The sequence below is a fragment of the Halorubrum kocurii JCM 14978 genome, from assembly GCF_000337355.1.
In the GTDB taxonomy this organism is placed as follows: Archaea; Halobacteriota; Halobacteria; order Halobacteriales; family Haloferacaceae; genus Halorubrum; species Halorubrum kocurii.
Window position 1 is genome coordinate 70,538 of sequence record NZ_AOJH01000068.1, and the last position, 16,152, is coordinate 86,689.

The 16,152-nt window shown below is 66.7% G+C and carries 15 protein-coding genes and 3 pseudogenes; 9 read left to right on the plus strand and 9 right to left on the minus strand.

Annotated elements, in window-relative coordinates; genetic code table 11:
- Positions 1 to 65: 65 nt before the first annotated feature.
- Positions 66 to 1,092, plus strand: a pseudogene (locus C468_RS10720) (RNA-guided endonuclease InsQ/TnpB family protein); the annotation flags it as partial.
- 8 nt (positions 1,093 to 1,100) lie between these two features.
- Positions 1,101 to 1,443: pseudogene (locus C468_RS19330) on the plus strand (zinc ribbon domain-containing protein); the annotation flags it as partial.
- Between the two features lie 77 nt (positions 1,444 to 1,520).
- On the opposite strand, the gene C468_RS10725 reads toward C468_RS19330, so the two are convergent.
- Together C468_RS10725 and C468_RS10730 are read right to left on the minus strand one after the other, a co-directional pair.
- Positions 1,521 to 2,756: a pyridoxal-phosphate dependent enzyme gene (locus C468_RS10725; protein ID WP_008848905.1), complete on the minus strand. Its 1,236-nt coding sequence runs from the start codon at positions 2,754 to 2,756 to the stop codon at positions 1,521 to 1,523.
- Entirely contained in the window at positions 2,756 to 3,712 is a 957-nt protein-coding gene (locus C468_RS10730) for a succinylglutamate desuccinylase/aspartoacylase family protein (RefSeq protein WP_008848906.1), read from the minus strand. The genes C468_RS10725 and C468_RS10730 overlap by 1 nt, the downstream gene beginning before the upstream one ends.
- 155 nt (positions 3,713 to 3,867) lie before the next feature.
- Between C468_RS10730 and C468_RS10735 the strand changes: the two genes are divergently transcribed.
- Positions 3,868 to 6,024 (plus strand): caspase family protein, encoded by a 2,157-nt coding sequence (locus C468_RS10735; protein WP_008848907.1) that lies wholly within the window; start codon positions 3,868 to 3,870, stop codon positions 6,022 to 6,024.
- Here C468_RS10735 and C468_RS19110 read toward each other — a convergent pair whose 3' ends face one another.
- Positions 6,025 to 6,156: a DUF7503 family protein gene (locus C468_RS19110; RefSeq protein ID WP_008848908.1), complete on the minus strand. Its 132-nt coding sequence runs from the start codon at positions 6,154 to 6,156 to the stop codon at positions 6,025 to 6,027.
- Between the two features lie 211 nt (positions 6,157 to 6,367).
- Here C468_RS19110 and C468_RS10740 point away from each other — a divergent pair, with 211 nt between their 5' ends.
- Together C468_RS10740 and C468_RS10745 are read left to right on the plus strand one after the other, a co-directional pair.
- Positions 6,368 to 6,616, plus strand: coding sequence for a hypothetical protein (locus tag C468_RS10740; RefSeq protein ID WP_008848909.1), 249 nt, complete (start codon positions 6,368 to 6,370; stop codon positions 6,614 to 6,616).
- Between the two features lie 109 nt (positions 6,617 to 6,725).
- Positions 6,726 to 7,523 carry a helix-turn-helix transcriptional regulator gene (locus C468_RS10745; protein ID WP_049912186.1) on the plus strand — a complete coding sequence of 266 codons (798 nt, stop codon included), beginning with the start codon at positions 6,726 to 6,728 and terminating at the stop codon, positions 7,521 to 7,523.
- Positions 7,524 to 7,528: 5 nt separating this feature from the next.
- On the opposite strand, the gene C468_RS19115 is transcribed toward C468_RS10745, so the two are convergent.
- Together C468_RS19115 and C468_RS10750 are read right to left on the minus strand one after the other, a co-directional pair.
- Complete coding sequence (locus C468_RS19115; RefSeq protein ID WP_008848911.1) at positions 7,529 to 7,654, minus strand: hypothetical protein; 126 nt, start codon at positions 7,652 to 7,654, stop codon at positions 7,529 to 7,531.
- A 133-nt stretch (positions 7,655 to 7,787) separates the two neighbouring features.
- A complete protein-coding gene (locus C468_RS10750) occupies positions 7,788 to 8,321 on the minus strand; it encodes an inorganic diphosphatase (protein WP_008848912.1) in 534 nt (177 codons plus the stop codon).
- A 354-nt stretch (positions 8,322 to 8,675) separates the two neighbouring features.
- On the opposite strand from C468_RS10750, the gene C468_RS10755 reads away from it, so the two are divergent.
- The gene (locus C468_RS10755; protein ID WP_008848913.1) at positions 8,676 to 9,035 is read left to right on the plus strand and encodes a PadR family transcriptional regulator; all 360 of its coding nucleotides are present in this window, start codon (positions 8,676 to 8,678) and stop codon (positions 9,033 to 9,035) included.
- A 154-nt stretch (positions 9,036 to 9,189) separates the two neighbouring features.
- On the opposite strand, the gene C468_RS10760 is transcribed toward C468_RS10755, so the two are convergent.
- Together C468_RS10760 and rnhA are read right to left on the minus strand one after the other, a co-directional pair.
- On the minus strand, positions 9,190 to 9,885 hold the full coding sequence (locus tag C468_RS10760; RefSeq protein WP_008848914.1) for a DUF7108 domain-containing protein: 696 nt from the start codon (positions 9,883 to 9,885) through the stop codon (positions 9,190 to 9,192).
- Positions 9,872 to 10,468: a ribonuclease HI gene (gene rnhA, locus C468_RS10765; protein ID WP_008848915.1), complete on the minus strand. Its 597-nt coding sequence runs from the start codon at positions 10,466 to 10,468 to the stop codon at positions 9,872 to 9,874. The genes C468_RS10760 and rnhA overlap by 14 nt, the downstream gene beginning before the upstream one ends.
- Positions 10,469 to 10,661: 193 nt before the next feature.
- Here rnhA and C468_RS10770 point away from each other — a divergent pair.
- Together C468_RS10770 and nreA are read left to right on the plus strand one after the other, a co-directional pair.
- Positions 10,662 to 11,743, plus strand: a pseudogene (locus C468_RS10770) (transcription initiation factor IIB).
- A gap of 81 nt (positions 11,744 to 11,824) precedes the next feature.
- Entirely contained in the window at positions 11,825 to 13,150 is a 1,326-nt protein-coding gene (gene nreA / locus C468_RS10775; RefSeq protein WP_008848918.1) for a DNA repair protein NreA, read from the plus strand.
- Positions 13,151 to 13,716: 566 nt separating this feature from the next.
- Here nreA and C468_RS10780 read toward each other — a convergent pair.
- Positions 13,717 to 14,013, minus strand: coding sequence for a PRC-barrel domain-containing protein (locus tag C468_RS10780; RefSeq protein WP_008848919.1), 297 nt, complete (start codon positions 14,011 to 14,013; stop codon positions 13,717 to 13,719).
- Between the two features lie 219 nt (positions 14,014 to 14,232).
- Between C468_RS10780 and C468_RS10785 the strand changes: the two genes are divergently transcribed.
- Positions 14,233 to 15,006: an SDR family oxidoreductase gene (locus tag C468_RS10785; protein WP_008848920.1), complete on the plus strand. Its 774-nt coding sequence runs from the start codon at positions 14,233 to 14,235 to the stop codon at positions 15,004 to 15,006.
- A 109-nt stretch (positions 15,007 to 15,115) separates the two neighbouring features.
- Here the strand turns inward: C468_RS10785 and C468_RS10790 are convergent, their stop codons facing one another.
- The gene (locus C468_RS10790) at positions 15,116 to 16,114 is read right to left on the minus strand and encodes a radical SAM protein (RefSeq protein ID WP_008848921.1); all 999 of its coding nucleotides are present in this window, start codon (positions 16,112 to 16,114) and stop codon (positions 15,116 to 15,118) included.
- Positions 16,115 to 16,152 lie beyond the last annotated feature (38 nt).

A 16,152-nucleotide genomic window follows, 5' to 3' on the forward strand; every position in this document is an offset into this window, starting at 1 on the left:
TAACCGCACGACGGTAGCAACCTGATCCCCAAGTATATAAATACTGTCGGCTAGTAATCTGAAACATGGAGGTGCGTCGAACTGCGTCGGTCAAACTCGTTGTTCCCGATGAGCGGCGCGACGACCTCCACGAATCCGCGCGACAGTTCCTTCACTGTGCGAATCGTGCCGCGGAGTTCTGTTGGGATGACGACTCCTACACCAACTGTGTTACGGCGAACTCGACCGCACGGGACGCGCTCTACGAACAACTGCGAGAGGAAACCAATCTCACTGCGAACCTCGTTCAAGAAGCTATCCGACGTGCCGTCCAAGCGACGAAAGGGTGCGTCGAACGGTGGAAATAGGGCAAGCGTGTGAGCCAGCCGGAGTTCACCTCGTGGAGCATGGTCTACGACAAGCGAAGCGCGACGTTCTACCGCGACCGCGTGTCCCTCTCGACCGTCAACGGACGCGTCGAGTGCGAGTTTGAACTTCCGACGGATAGCCCGACTCCCTACGAGCGGTACGTTCTCTCGGAGGACTACGAGTTCCGGGCGAGCACACTGCAATACGACAAGGCGACTGGCGAGTTCTACTTCCACATCACGACGCGGAAGTACGATACCGACGAATCCGAGGTTTCGGAAGATACCGAGCACCAAACAGTTCTTGGTATCGACCTCGGCGTCAACAGCCTCGCAGTAGCTTNCGTTCTGGCAGGGAGACGACTACGATCACTGGTGCCGCGAGTTCGAGAAGCGACGTGGTGAGATGCAACAGCGCGGGACGCAAGCCGCGCACAACGCGGTTCTTCGCCTCGGAAAGCGTGAAGAAGCGTGGCGGAAACAGTACATCCACACCGTCGCCAACGAGATCGTCACGGAAACCACCGAGAACGGATGCGACGTAATCGTGTTTGAGGAGTTAACGGACATCCGCGAGCGACTTCCACAGGCGAAGTGGCACCACATGTGGGCGTTTCGACGCCTCGCCGAGTACGTCGAGTACAAAGCGCCCGAACAGGGCATCTCCGTGAAGCAAGTTGAGCCGAACCACACGTCCCAACGCTGTTCTCGAACGGACTGTGGGTTCACGCACGAATCGAACCGTGACGGCNCGTGAAGCAAGTTGAGCCGAACCACACGTCCCAACGCTGTTCTCGAACGGACTGTGGGTTCACGCACGAATCGAACCGTGACGGCGAACACTTCCATTGCCAGAAGTGTGGCTACGAGGTCAACGCAGACTACAATGCAGCGAAGAATATCGGGCTACGCTACGCCCGAAAGCGACAACATAGACTCCGTTCCTCGCCCAAGTCGGGGAGCGGAGACGCACCAGTAGACGTGCGTGTAAATGGTGGGACGTTCACGAGAGCAGAGCTCTCGTGAGCCAACCAGAACGCTCTGCGTTCTGGTGACGTTGAACGGCAAGAGTCACCAGCCTATTGCTGGCGACTGATCACCGGGAGTCCACATCAAAGCCCTACCCTCAACGAGCGAACCCCGTATGAGGTGAGCGAAGTAGGGTAGGGTAGTTTACCCCTTCAGCCCGCTCCCGGTCAGGGGGACGACCACGTCGTCGTCGGCCGCGAGAACGCCGCGCTCGCGGAGGTCACGGAGCGCCGCCGGCGCCACCGCGCAGGTCGGTTCGGTGTAAAAGCCCGCGGCGTGAAGCCGGTCGAGCTCCCGCTCCGCCGCCGCCTGCGTGACCGCGAGGGCGTCGCCGTCGGTGTCGGCGACGGCGTCGAGGATCTCCCGCTTCCGGACCGGTTCGGCGATCTGGATCCCGTCGGCGGCCGCGTTGACGCGCCCCGCGGGGTCGGCCGCCTCCGCCCCGTGGAGTTCGCGGACGACCGGCGCGACGCCGGCCGCCTGCGCGCCGAACAGCCGTGGGACCTCGTCGATCCAGCCCGCGCGCTTCAGCCGGCGGAACCCGCGGTGGGCGCCGAGGAACAGCGTGCCGTGCCCGAGCGGGGTCACGACCGCGTCGGGGGCCTCCCAGCCGCGCTGGAACGCGATCTCGTAGGCGACCGTGGCGGTCCCCTCGAAGAAGGCTGGGTTCCACGCGTGGCTGGCGTACCACGCGGACCCGACGCCATCACCGCGCTGTCCGCCCTCGTCGCCCTCGCCGAGCGCGGCCACGCACGCCTCGGTCACGTCCGCGCGGGAGCCCTCGACCCGGATCGGCTCGGCGCCGGCTCGCCGGATCGCGCGGAGCTTCGCGGCCTTGACGTCGGCCGGGACGTACACCGCGGCGTCGATCCCGGCGCGCGCCGCGTACGTGGCGATCGCGGCGCCGGCGTTACCGGAGGAGTCCTCGACGACGCGCTCGACGCCCAGCTCGCGGGCCCGCGTGAGCGTCGTCGTCGCGCCGCGGTCCTTGAACGAGCCGGTGGGGAAGACGTACTCGAGTTTGAACGCGGCGTTCCACTCGCCCGCGTCCGCCGGCCCATCTCCGTCCGCCGTCGCGTCGCCCCCCGGCTTCCCGCCGTCCGCGTCGACGAGCGGCGTCATTCCCTCGCCGAGCGTCACTCGGTCGGCGGGGTCGTCGCCGACGGCGAGAAACGCCTCGAACGCCCAGAGCCCGTCCCGGGCGTCGAGCCCGTCGCCCTCACCGCGTCCGTCGCTCCCCGTGTCCGGTGCCGGTCCCTGCGGAATCGGCGGGGCGGCGAACTCCAACGGGGCGCCGCACTCGCAGCGCCACCGGTCTCGCACCGTCGCGCCGCACTCGGGACAGGCGAGGTCGCGGGCCGGACCGCGGTCGTCGGGCATCAGTACCGGTCGACGTTGGTGCCGACCGAACAGACGTACTCGCCGGCGGCGACCTGCGGGAGCCGCCGCGTGCGCCAGAAGACCCCGTCGTCGTCGGCGGTCACCTGCGCTTTCAGCTCGCCGAACACGTCAGTCACCTCGTAGAGGACGTCACCGGTCGAGACGCGCTCGCCGAGCTCGCGCTCGAACCGGACCAGTCCGCCCGCGGGGGAGCCGTACTGGTCGAAGCCGCGCGCCCTGGTCTGCCGTTCGAGTTCGACGTCGCCGTCGAGGAAGCCGTAGTGGCGGAGCACGTTGAACACGCCCTCGACGCCGTACCGGATCGACTCCTCGTCCCAGCCGACGCAGCCGCCGAGCTCGGGGTCGATGGTCGGGATCCCGTGTTCCGGGCCGGCGCGCGCGAGCTGTCCGTCCGGCCCCTTGATGTCGAGGACGTGGCCGCAGCCGAAGGCCTTCGCCAGCTCCAAGCAGTCGCCGTGGAGGTGGTGGCGGATCCCGCAGCGGACCCGCGTCTCGTTTATCATCCTGCTGGTCGACCCTTGGTGGAGATCGAGGATGAGGTCCGCCCGCTTCGCGGCCTGGAACGTCGCGTGGGCGATGCGCTCGCTCGTCGTTCCGTCCTCGTCGCCGGGGTAGCCGCGGTTCATCTTCCGGTCGTCGATCGGATTCCGGTGCTCGGCGACCTGGAACGCGAAGTAGTTGACGACGCCGACGACGAGGACGGTCCCGGACAGCTCCGCCGGATCGAGTCGGGGGACGACGCGGTTGACGACGCCGAGCCCGTTGAGCTCGTCGCCGTCGCTGACTGCCTGCACGTACAGCGTCTCGCCGTCCTCGGCGCCGTTGATAACGGCGACCGGCAGTCGGACGGGACTTCCGTCCCGCGTCTCGCCGACATCGAGACGGCCCGTGTCCGTCTCCCCCGGCGAGGCGCGAGCCGTTCCAAGCGTGATCATTACGCGAATGTGGGCCGGCCGCCCCTTTATCCGTTCGGTCCGCGGCGATCCCCCGACACAAGCTTTATCGCCGGGTCGCCCCAGAAATCGGTAACAACGGCCGCAACGCATCGCCACCGCGGCGACTCCACGGCAGACCGAACGCGGCCTCCCCCATGAGCATCGACATCGACCCGCTGTCCGAGGCGGCCGGGCTCACCGTCACGGATCACATCGAGAACACGCAGTTCGAGGTGTACACCGACCGGTCGGTCGAGCCGGTCGCGAGCCCGGAGGACGCCCACTACTTCCCGGTCGACGCGAGCGTGACCGTCGAGACCGGGTCCATCGAGATCCCCCGCGTCGCGGTCGTCGAGACGCGCTCCGGCGACGGGACGCTGCTCACCCGCGGCGACTCCTACGCGATGCCGGCGGGGGCGTATCACGTCGGGATCGACCCGGCGCCGACGAAGCTGTACCTCTCGTTCGAGGCGCCCTTCTCGGTGTCGACGACGGAGCGGACGACCCGGATCGACCTCGATGTCGCCGCCGAGGTCACGCTCGGGTTCCGATCGCTCCACCAGGTCCCGGCGGGGACGATCGAGACGCCCACGGACCCCGAGTCGCTGATGGACGCCGTCTCCCTGCTCGGTTCCGCGCTCCAGACGACGAGCCCGGAGCGGTCGTTCCCCACGCTCCGCGGGCACCCGCCGCTGATCGAGCCCGGCGACGAGTTCCGCGTCCCCGACCGCGTCGAGCCGCTCGACTCCGGGGTCCGAATCGTCGTCCCCCCGGAGTACCGCTCCCTCTACCCGGTGGTCTCGCTCGCGTACTACTTCGCCGCCGACGTGGTCCCCGGGGACGCCCCCCGGATCGAAGGCGACGGCTGGATGCACTCGCTCGAGCCCGACTTCGAGCGACGGACCGCGGAGGTGCTCCGGCAGGCGTTCCACTTCGACTGTCTCGCGCGGACGGAGGGGTTCTACCCGGTCGACCTCCACGAGCGCGAGACCACCGACCTCGACCTCGACTGGGGGCGGCTGTACGACCTCCCGCTCGCGGAGCGGCTCGGCGAGTACCTCGACGTGCCCTTCGAGCGCGTCGAGCCGGAGCTGCCTCAGTGGACGCTGACGACCGACGTGCGCCCCGACCCCGACAACGTGGAGATGCTCCCGTTCGTCGCCGGCGAGCTGTCAATCGTCCGGTCCCCGGAGACGGTGACCCCCGCGACGGCCGGCGAGGCGGACGGGCTCGGGTTCTTCCGCGGGCCGGGGGCCGGCGCGGCGACGCTCGGGCCGGACGAGTTCGTCCGCGGGGCCGCCGGAAGCGAACTCACCCGCGGGGCCGCCGGGAGCGAACCAACCCGAGGGATCGGAACCGAACCCACCCGCGGCGCCGACGCCTCGTCGGAGCGCGGTGCGGTGCCGACCGACGCCGACTTCATCCGGCCCGAGCCGGTCGACACGGTCGAGCACGCGTGGGTCGGCGCCGGCGTCCCGCTCGACGCCAACAAGGCCACCCTCGACGCCTACCACCGCCGGCTGGAGGCGGGCGCGGTCGAGCAGTCGCGGATCTCCGTGCTCGTCGTCTGTAACGACGAGCAGATGCGCGAGGAGGGCGAGGTCGCCGACTTGTACGGCCTTCGCGACATGGTCCAGTTCGACATCGAGGTGCGCCACGACCTCACCCGCGAGGAGATGCGCGAGACGCTCGAGTCCGACGTCGACTTCCTCCACTACATCGGTCACGTCGACGACCGCGGGATGCAGTGTACCGACGAGTACCTCGACCTCACCGCCGCGGACCTCGACGTCGGCGTCAGCGCCTTCCTGCTCAACGCCTGCCAGTCCTACCAGCAGGGCGAGGCCCTCGTCCACCGCGGCTCCCGGGGCGGCATCGTCACCCTCTCCGACGTGGCGAACTCGCCCGCGACCCAGCTCGGCCGGATCGTCGCCCGCCTGATGAACAGCGGCTTCAACCTCCGCACCGCGCTCCACGTCGCCAAGCGGGAGCTGATCACGGGTCACCAATACATCGTCGTCGGCGACGGCGGGACGACGATCTGTCAGAGTCGGAGCGGGGCGGCTGTTGTTGTCAATATAAATGGTGAGGAAACTCCCTGGAATCTTTCTATAGAAGTATATCCAAATGGTCCATACGGTTCCGGATCTCTAACAACTCCAAATACCGGTTCTGACTCATCAAATTATTATGTCCCGGGTGACGTTGATCTGAGCAACATCAGCGACCAGCAGCTAGGAAAGTTTCTCAATTTAGAGGTACTTCCTGTCTTCACCACTTCCGGCTTGAGCTGGAGTGATGAATTTGAATAATTAGGGACCGGGGGTGGTTGCCATCGCATTCGCCGCCGCGGGCGCCGCCTGCGTCAGCAGGAGGAGCGCGGTGAACAGGACGCCGGCCATCTTCGGGTGCTCTGCCACGTAGTCTGCAACACTTTCGTGCATATTACACAGAATATCGCGTGATATTAACATCAAAACCGTTTTGCGGTAACTATTCTCGAATATTTGAACACTAATTCAATAATAAATTAACGATCGCTCAGGAGATGCCGCTCGGTCCGTTCGCCTCGTCACCGCCTACGACCGCCGTCGTGAAGCCGGTTTCGGGGGGTCGCCCCACTGTTTTTTCCGCTTCCCCGACGGAGGGAGGAGCATGACTGACGTCAACGCGGCCGTCCGTGAGGCGTTTGAGCACACCGACTACGACCTCGGCGACGTCGCCGTCAACCGGCGACAGGTCCGAGTGCCGGTGCTCCAACAGGGGGCCGACCCCGAGGCGCTCACCGCGGTGATCGAGGAGGCGCTCGGCGCGGACGCGGTCGTCGCCGCGACCGTCACCACCGAGGCCATCGACGGCGAGGACACCATCGGCACCGTCGTCTCGTTCCGGTACCAGCCGTGAGGGGGTCGCGGGACGCGCGGCACGCCGTCTCTCGGTGCGAGGCGACCCTCTCGCCGAAACGCGACGCGGTACGGTTAACAGTGCGGTGGTCGAACACACGGGCCGCACGATGACGGCCGACGACGGACACGACGGCGCACAGTACCTCGCCGGGTCTCCCGTCCGCGTCGCGATACTCCGGTCGCTTCGCGAGGAGCCGCGCCGCCCGGCGGACCTCACGGCCGCGGTCGACGCGACGCGGACGACGGTCCAGCGCATCCTCTCGGGGTTCCGCGAGCGCGACTGGGTCGTCAAGCGCGACGCGGCCTACCACGTGACGCCGACCGGGGCCAGGGTCCACGACGCGTACGAGACGCTGCTCGACGAGGTCGAGGTCGCCGACCGATACGGGCAGTTCGCCGCCGACCTCGAACGCGTCGGCGCCGACTTCCCGCCCTCGGCGATCGGCACCGGAGAGCTGACCGTCGCGGCCGATCGCAACCCGCTCGCGGTCGTCGACCGACTCACAGAGCTGCTGCGCGAGGGGTGCGGCTCAGAGATCCGCGCCGTCTCGCCCATCGTCATCCAGCAGTTCAACGACGCGGCCGCGGAGGCGATCGACGCGGGCGCCCAGGTCGAACTCGTCATCGACCGGGACGTGGTCGCGGAGTCGATCTCGGAGTTCGGTTCGGCGACTGACCGGGCGCTCCACGACGACGGTGCGACGGTGTACGTCTCCCCCGAACCGATCGAATACGGGATCTTCAGACGCGGGGAGGTCGCGTGCGTGACCGCCTACGACCGCAGAAACAACCCTCGCTGCGTGCTCGAATCGACAGACTCGAAGGTGATCGAGTGGGTCGACGACCGGTTCGAGTCGTTCGTCGACGGGGCCCAACAACTCTCCGCGGTCGTCGAGAACGTCTGAGCCGACTAGCGGTCCGCCTCCCCGTCTTGGGCCGCGTCTCCGGACCCGTCGTCGTCGTCTTCCGGCTCGAAGTTGGCGGGGACGACCGTCGGGTGGTCGATGCCGACGGACGGCTGGCTGTGTGCGCTCATGGCTCTACCTGCGTGTAGACGACCGATACCCTAAAAATTACCCATGGGCATAACGCATCCGCGGCGCGGGTGGGTATGCTCGAGGGTTATTCACCGCATCGGGGCCGAAGCCGTCTCGCGTTTTCGGATCGGACTACTGGAACTCTTCGTCGTACAGGTCCTGCGCGTGTTCGATCGCGTCCTTCGCGGCCTGCTTGTCCTCCCACCCGAGAGTCTCGACCTCTTTGCCCGCTTCGAGGTTCTTGTACGTCGAGAAGAACTCGTCAATCTCGTCGCGGATCTGCTTCGGGATGTCGTCGAGGTCGTCGATGTGGTCGAACCGCGGGTCCTCTGTCGGCACCGCGATCACCTTGTCGTCCTGCTCGCCGTCGTCGTCCATCTTCATCAGCGCGACGGGGCGGGCCTCGATCACGCAGCCGGGGAACGTCTGGTCCTCGACGAGCACCATCACGTCGAAGGGGTCCTCGTCGTCGTAGTACGACTGCGGGATGAAGCCGTAGTCGTACGGGTAGTGGACGTTCGAGTGCAGCACGCGGTCGAGGACGACGCCGGGGATGTCCTTGTCGTACTCGTACTTGTTCCGCTCGCCTTTGAGACACTCAACGACGGCGTAGATCTCGTCCGGCGCGTTCGGTCCCGTCTCGAGATCTTCCCAGAGATTGGCCATGTGAGGTGTACTCCGTCCATGGCTCGCAAAGTCCTTTCGGGTTCTCGTCGCGAGCCCCCGAACGGCACATTTTCCGGCCCGCCGACGACCTCTGCCGAGCGACGGGAATTCCGGCCGGGGACACCGATATCTCGGGTGACATATTTGGCCCGAACGACCCGATCCGGTCGAGGATCTGTCGTGTATTTCCGCCTTACGTCGGCGATCGGTTGATGACGAAAATCGACCGGATCGGCGCGCTCGAGTCCGCTCCCCCGGGCGGCGGTGGGACTCGCCGTTTTTACCACTGATGAAGTATTTAAACGTTCGTGAACCTTGAGAAAGGTTATAAGTTCGGGTTCCCTTCATCTAGCTATGTCAGAGGCACAATCAGTCACCGATGGCTCACAGACGCGGACGGCGGCGGACTTAACGGCGTTCCAACAGAACATCCTCGCGATCCTCTCGGAGGAGCCCATGTACGGGCTCGCGATCAAACGCGAGCTTGAGTCGTACTACGGCTCGGAGGTAAACCACGGTCGGCTCTACCCGAACCTCGACGACCTCGTCGAGGAGGGGCTCGTCGAGAAGAGCGAGCTCGACAAGCGGACCAACCAGTACGAGCTCACCGAGGCGGGCCACGACGCCGTCCTCGCCCAGCTGGAGTGGGTCCTCGATCGGTTCGTCACCGACGAGGCGCGCGCGGACGAGGTCCGCGCGCTCCTCGGCGAGTAACGACGGCCGCGTCGCAGACGTACCGAGCGGCAACCGACACTCTTGGCACACGAGCGCGGCGAAAGCCGCGCGCGCTCGATCCCTGAGCGGCCGCTCCGTGGGCCATCGCGGGGTACTGCGGGCCGCCGCCTACGACCCCTCAGAGCCGTGCCGCCTACGACCCCTCAGGGCCGTCCACGTCCGCCGCGACTGACTCGATCACGCCCAGCGACTCGTCGACGACCGCCAGCTGCTCGTCGCTCGGCCAGCCGTTCCGCGGGAGGTACTCCTCGCGGAACTCCGCGCGCACGTCGGGCGTCGCGTCGTCGACCGCGCGCACGTAGTGGTTGCTCATGAACGCGGCGAAGCTCTGAGCGGTGTCGGCGTGGACCGCGTCGTGCGTCTCGGCGACCGCGTCGGCGACCGCGTCGTTGTACGCGGCGATCTCGCGGTAGCGGTCGGCGTCGCCCGGCCCCGACAGCGACACCTCGACGGCCCGGTCGGTCGTCTCGATCCGGTCGAGCTGGACGGTCCCATCGTCCATCCACTCGTCGGGGTACAACACGAGCGTGTCGTCATCCTCGCGGAGCCGCGGGACGTAGTCGTACCCGTCGACCAGCTCGTCGCGGCGCTCGCGGTAGAACGCGGCGGCCGCCTCGTCCTCGGTCCCGCGGGCGAGCCGGGTGAGCCGCTCCGCCTCGTCGACGACCTCGGCCGGCACGTCGGGGACGCGGTCGGCGTCACCGCCCGCGTCGGCGTCGGCCCCCTCCGACGTTCCGTCGCCGGTCGTCCCGTCGTCGGTCTCCGCCGCCATCACTTCTCGCGCCCGTTCCTTCGCCCACTCCGGTGGTTCGTCGTCAGTTCGCGTCATCGAGTGCCTCGTTCGCCAGATCGTCGGCCCGGTCGTTTATCTCTCGCGGAACGTGGCCGATCGACCACCGGTCGAACCGGTCCAGCAGCTCGCGGACGCGGACCCGCCGCTCGCGGAGCTCCGGGTCGTTGGCGTTCCACTCGCCGCGCACCTGCTTGACGATCAGCTGGGAGTCGCCGCGGACGTCGATCTCGTCGAACCCGTACTCGTCGGCGGCCTCCAGCGCCCGGATCAGCGCGGCGTACTCGGCCTGGTTGTTGGTGGCGCGACCGATCCGCTCACCCCCCTCGGCGACGATCCCGTCCGACGTGACCAGACACCAGCCGACCGCGGCCGGACCGGGGTTCCCGCGCGAGGCGCCGTCGAAGTAGACGTGCGCGCGACCGCCGCCCTCGTTCAGCAGGGCCGTCAGGCGGGTCGGATCGCTCCCTTGGACGACGACCTTGTCGTCGTACGCGACGGCGACGGCGCCCTCTCGCTCGGCGCGCCACCGCTCGTGGGCGGTGTTCCCCTCGTCGATCCGGACGCCGGCGTCCGTCAAGCGGGCCCGCGCGGTCGCCGGATCGCAGTCGATCGTCGGCATTCGAATGGCTTCCGCGCTCGCCGGACAAAGGCCTGTCCGTCCGCCCCGTCCGTCATGTGAGGACTCGGTACTCGTCGACGGCCCGGCCGGAGCGGCCGTCCGCTCCGAGCTCTCCGCAGATCGTGTTTCTGTGTGACACACCACCACTCTAACGAACTTTTAAGTTAATTCGTTTGGATAGTATATAAATGCGATGACACGGCCAACCCGGCAACGGGATCACGACCGGCAGCGTGTGCGGGACGAGGACGCCGACGAGACTGAAACCGACGCCGAGGGGGTCGACACGACGGAGTTGGACCCCGACGAACTGGACCCAGAGGATTTCGACCCGGAAGAGCTCACGAGGACGGCCGACGGGGAACTGATACACGAGGAGACGGGGATGATCATCGAGGAGGAGCAGATCGACCCCGGGCCGGAGTGGCGCGCGTTCAACCACTCGGAGCGACAGGAGAAGTCGCGCGTCGGCGCCCCGACGACGAAGACGATGCACGACAAGGGGCTGACGACGACGATCGACTGGAAGGACAAGGACGCGTACGGTCGCTCCATCTCCTCGAAGAAGCGGTCCCAGATGCACCGGCTCCGCAAGTGGCAGGAGCGGATTCGGACGAAGGACGCCGGTGAGCGCAATCTCCAGTTCGCGCTCTCCGAGATCGACAGAATGGCCAGCGCGCTGGGCGTCCCGCGCTCGGTCCGCGAGGTCGCGTCGGTGATCTACCGACGCGCGCTGAACGAGGACCTGATCCGCGGCCGGTCGATCGAGGGCGTCTCCACCGCCGCCCTCTACGCNACCGACGCGCGCTGAACGAGGACCTGATCCGCGGCCGGTCGATCGAGGGCGTCTCCACCGCCGCCCTCTACGCCGCCTGTCGCAAGGAGGGAATCCCCCGATCGCTCGAAGAGATCTCCGACGTCTCGCGGGTCGACCGCAAGGAGATCGGCCGGACGTACCGATACATCTCCCAAGAGCTCGGACTGGAGATGCGACCCGTCGACCCGAAGAAGTACGTCCCCCGGTTCTCATCCGAGCTCGAACTGAGCGAGGAGGTGCAGTCGAAGGCCAACGAGATCATCGAGACGACCGCCGAGAAGGGATTGCTCTCCGGGAAGTCCCCAACCGGGTACGCCGCGGCCGCCATCTACGCCGCGTCGCTCCTCTGTAACGAGAAGAAGACCCAGCGCGAGGTCGCCGACGTCGCGCAGGTCACCGAGGTCACCATCCGCAACCGGTACCAAGAGCAGATCGAGGCGATGGGGATCCACAGCTAGGCCCCGCCGGGAAGACCGCCCGCCCGCGGTTTCCCTCTCGCTAGCAACGTTCAAGCCGCCGGGGACCTAACCTCGATCCGAATGCGGCTCGACGAGTTCATCGAGTTCGAGGCCAACGAGCGCGCCGAGCGACGGCGCCTCGCCGCCGAGAAGGACTACGGCATCCTCGACCACCTCGACTCCTTCGAGCGGCGCTTCGAGGAGCACGTCTCCGACGACGCCGTGGTCGGCAGCGTCTCCCCCTCCATCTTCGTCGGTCGCTCGAACTACCCGAACGTCTCGACCGGGCTGCTCTCACCGGTCGGGCGCGAGGATCGAGCCGAACGCTTCGAGACCTCCGCGGCGTGGTACGACGAGGGCGTCTCCATCGCGGACGTGTTCGACCGTCGGACCAGCCTGCTCAACTCGACGCGGGGGGTCGACGTGGCGGACGCCGGCGCGACCGGCGGGGTCACGTCCCTCGGCGGTGACGGGCCGAGCGAGAGCGTCCACGACGCGTGGGACGGGTGGCTCGGCGTCCAGCGTGAGGTCGCGATCGCCGACCGCCCGGTCGACGTCGAGATCGGGCTCGACGGCTCCCCCGACCTGGACTTCGACATCGGCACGGAAGACATCAAGACGCCGACCGGTCCGCGCGCGGCGGCCCGGACCGCCGACCTCGGCGAGAACCCGCACGTCCCGCGCCCGGTGAAGAAGACGCTCGAAGACGACGACTGGCGCGCCGAGGGCGCGATGACGTACCTCTACCGCCGCGGGTTCGACGTGTACGAGATCAACACGATCCTCTCGGCGGGCGCGCTCGGGCGCGGGCGAAACCGCCGGCTTGTCCCGACGCGCTGGTCGATCACGGCCGTCGACGACACGGTTGGACAGTTTCTCCGCGGCTCGATCCGCGACAACCCGACGGTCGACCGGATCGAGGTCCACCGGAACGAGTACTTGGGGAACGCGTTCTGGGTGATCCTGGTCCCCGGACGGTGGGAGTACGAACTCGTCGAGATGAAGTCGCCCGGCTCGATCTGGAACCCCGACCCCGAGGCGGGCGTCTACCTCGCGGCCGCCAGCGAGGGGCGCGAGGGCCGGACCGGCTACGTCGAGGAGACGGCGGGCGCCTACTACGCGGCCCGGCTGGGCGTCTTGGAGCACCTCGACGACCGCGGCCGGCAGGCGAAGGCGCTCGTGTTGCGGCACGTCTCCGACGACTACTGGGGGCCGGTCGGCGTCTGGCAGGTGCGCGAGGCGGTCCGGAACGCCTTCGAGGGCGAACACGGGGCCGCCGAGACGTTCGGGGAGGCGGTTCGCGGCGTCGCCGACCACCTCCCGGTCTCGGTCGGTCGACTCCGCCGGAAGTCGACGATGGCGGCCGGGCTGCAGGCGAACCTCGGGGACTTCGTCGACGCGGAGTGACCGCGCAGTATGTATAAGCGGCTGTGGAAGCGGTCGCGTCTACTTATAAAGAGACGTGCGGTGGCGCGCGCCTCCGAGTGGCCGCCGAAGGCGGCCACGAGGAGCCCGTGCGAGGGAGTCAGTCGCCGAGCGGAGCGACGGCGACTGACGAGGCTGGGGAGGCGTGAGGTGCGGTCGCCGTGCGGGGCGGGGCTCGAAGGGGCAGTCGTGAGGCGGGCGCAGGCGACGCAAGCACCGCAACGAGGGAGCGAAGCGACCGAGTGAGGAGCGCAGCGAGCGTGCGCCCGCCTCACGGCTGGGGCTTCGGTGGTGTTCGCCGGGGATCCACAGCTGCCTGTTTATAAGTGATCGGCTGGGGCTTCGNGGGCTTCGGTGGTGTTCGCCGGGGATCCACAGCTGCCTGTTTATAAGTGATCGGCTGGGGCTTCGGTGGTGTTCGCCGGCGATTCACAGTTGACTGTTTATAAGTGATCGGCTGGGGCTTCGGCGGTGTTCGCCGCGCCGACGCAGTCAATCGGTTAACAATAAACGACGAGGACACGAGCGGGGTTCCCGCCGTCGTCGTCTCAGTCCTCGGCCCAGTAGTACAGCTCCTCGCGCGGCGCGTCGCAGTTCGGGCAGTTGGCCGGGAGCTCCTTGCCAATCTCGCCCATCTCGCCGCACTCCCAGCAGCGCCACATCACGTAGGCGGTGCCGAACACGTCGCGGGCGTCGGTGAGCGTCAGCGGCTCCGAGCCGGACGGTGACGAGACGTAGAAGCCGTCGTCGTCGACGCCGCGGACCGTCCCGAGCTCCTCGCCGTCTTCGTCGTACACGGACTGTCCGATGCTCACTTCGGCGAACACGGGTTCTTCGGAGGCCATACGCGGCTGTACGCGTTGATTCCTTATAAGTGTGTGAGGAGATAACACGGATCGTACACGGGAGCGCGGAGTCAGTGGCTGGTCGTGTCGACGGATCGGCCGTGAACATCGGCAGAGCACCAGTCAGGTCGCTCTGTCGAAGTTCCGAGGCCGCGATATGGCCTTCAAACCGCACAGACGCGATACAGTTATGTTTTCTTTCATCGTAGATCGTGTGGTATGTCCACACTACTCAAAGACAACGTGGCGGTCGTTACCGGTGGCTCCAGCGGAAATGGACGCGCAATTGCCCGTCGGTTCGCTTCGGAAGGGGCCGACATCGTTATCGCGGACATTCAGGAGTCTCCTCGTGAAGGAGGAGACCCGACACACGAACTGATTGAGGCCGAAACGCAGGCGAGGGCGACGTTCGTCGAGTGTGACGTCACGAACGTCGACGACCTCGAGGCTGCGGTTGCGGCTGCCGAGGAGTTTGGTGGTGTCACCGTAATGGTGAACAACGCGGGGATCTTCCACGGCGAGGAATTCCTCGAAGTCGACGAAGACGCGTTTGATCGGATGATGGACATCAACGTCAAAGGTGTCTATTTCGGCGCGCAAGCGGCGGCAAAACGGATGGTCGAGGCCGGTGGCGGGCGGATCATCAACATCTCATCGGTCGCCGGTCTTGAGGGCTCAGGAGAGTTCATCACGTACTGTGGGACGAAGGGTGCTGTGCGACTACTCACGTATGCGATGGCGGCGAAGTTGGGACCCGATGGTGTTCGGGTAAACGCCATCCATCCGGGGCTGATCGAGACGACGATGACGACCGACGACTACCCGATCATGGGCACAGATGCTGAAGAAGACTTCCTACAGGCGATTCCGTCGCGGCGGGCAGGCCAGCCTGAAGACGTCGCAGATACGGCGCTGTACCTCGCTAGTGATCTCTCGGACTACGTGAACGGTGAGTCGCTCGTCGTTGACGGCGGGATGACGAATACACAGTGAACTGCCTCGGGGCTTGACCCCGAGGCACTCGTCCTGCTCAGCCTGTAGATACAAAACGACGGTCACACGACGAATAGCAAATCGACTCGGGCGACTGAGACCGACCGCTTCAGGCGACCGGCGTGCGCTCGACGACGGTGCCGTCGGCAGTCGGATACTGCTCGACGATCTCGCCCTCGTCGAGGTCGCCGTCTTCGACCATTTCCTCGAGGAGCCACCACGCGACCTCGACGTGGTTCGACTTGACGGTGTAGAACTCCTCGGGAACGCCGAGCGCCTCGAAGCGCTCGGGGTCGGCGAACGCCTTGCCGTAGACGAGGGTGCCGTCGTCCGTCACCTCGTCGAACTCGCGACGGATGTTCTTCGCCATCCGCTTGAGCCGGTTCCGGTGCTGGGCGGCGTCTTTGAACACGGACGTACAGAAGTACACCTTCTCGTGGCTCGCCATCTCGGAGACGATCGCGGCGTCTTTCGACCCTTCGACAGCGGACATGTGGTTCTCCTGCAGCTCGAACCCCTCCTCCTGCATCCGGCGGTAGTTCCCGTCGGACATCTCGAACTCGTTGATGTTGCAGAACTCGGCGGCGCCCTCGTCCAAAAAGTCCAGGAACTCCGGCTCCGCGCGGATGCCGGGGATCTCGAAGGCGGGCGTGAGTCCCTCCTCGCGGGCGATATACAGGATCTCCTCCCACTCGGTGCCGTGCATGTCGCCCCACATCTCGAGCGGGGGGTGAAAGCGGATCTCGTCGAGACCGGCCTCCGAGAGGCGGCGCATGTTCTCGCGGCCGCCCGTGATCCCGGTGTAGAGGTGGGTGTGGTGGTCCTCGCCGAACTCGTCTTTCAGCAGCTCGAGGTACCGGGTCGTCTTCGCCATCGCCTCCTGCGGCTCGCCGCCGGTGATCGACGTGCCGAGCGCGCTCATGCGCTTAGCCTCCTCGATCACGTCCTCGTCGGACTCGACTTTCCGCTCGTTGGCGTACACGTCGGTGACGTTCTTCCGGTTCTCTCCGAGGGGGCAGTAGAAGCAGTCCCGCTGGTCGCAGTAGCCGTAGACGAAAAGCACCATCTTCCCGCCCTTGGCGCACTGTTCACAGCCCTTGGAGATCATCTACTCACCCATACCGGCTGCGGCCTCAAAAAGCGTCC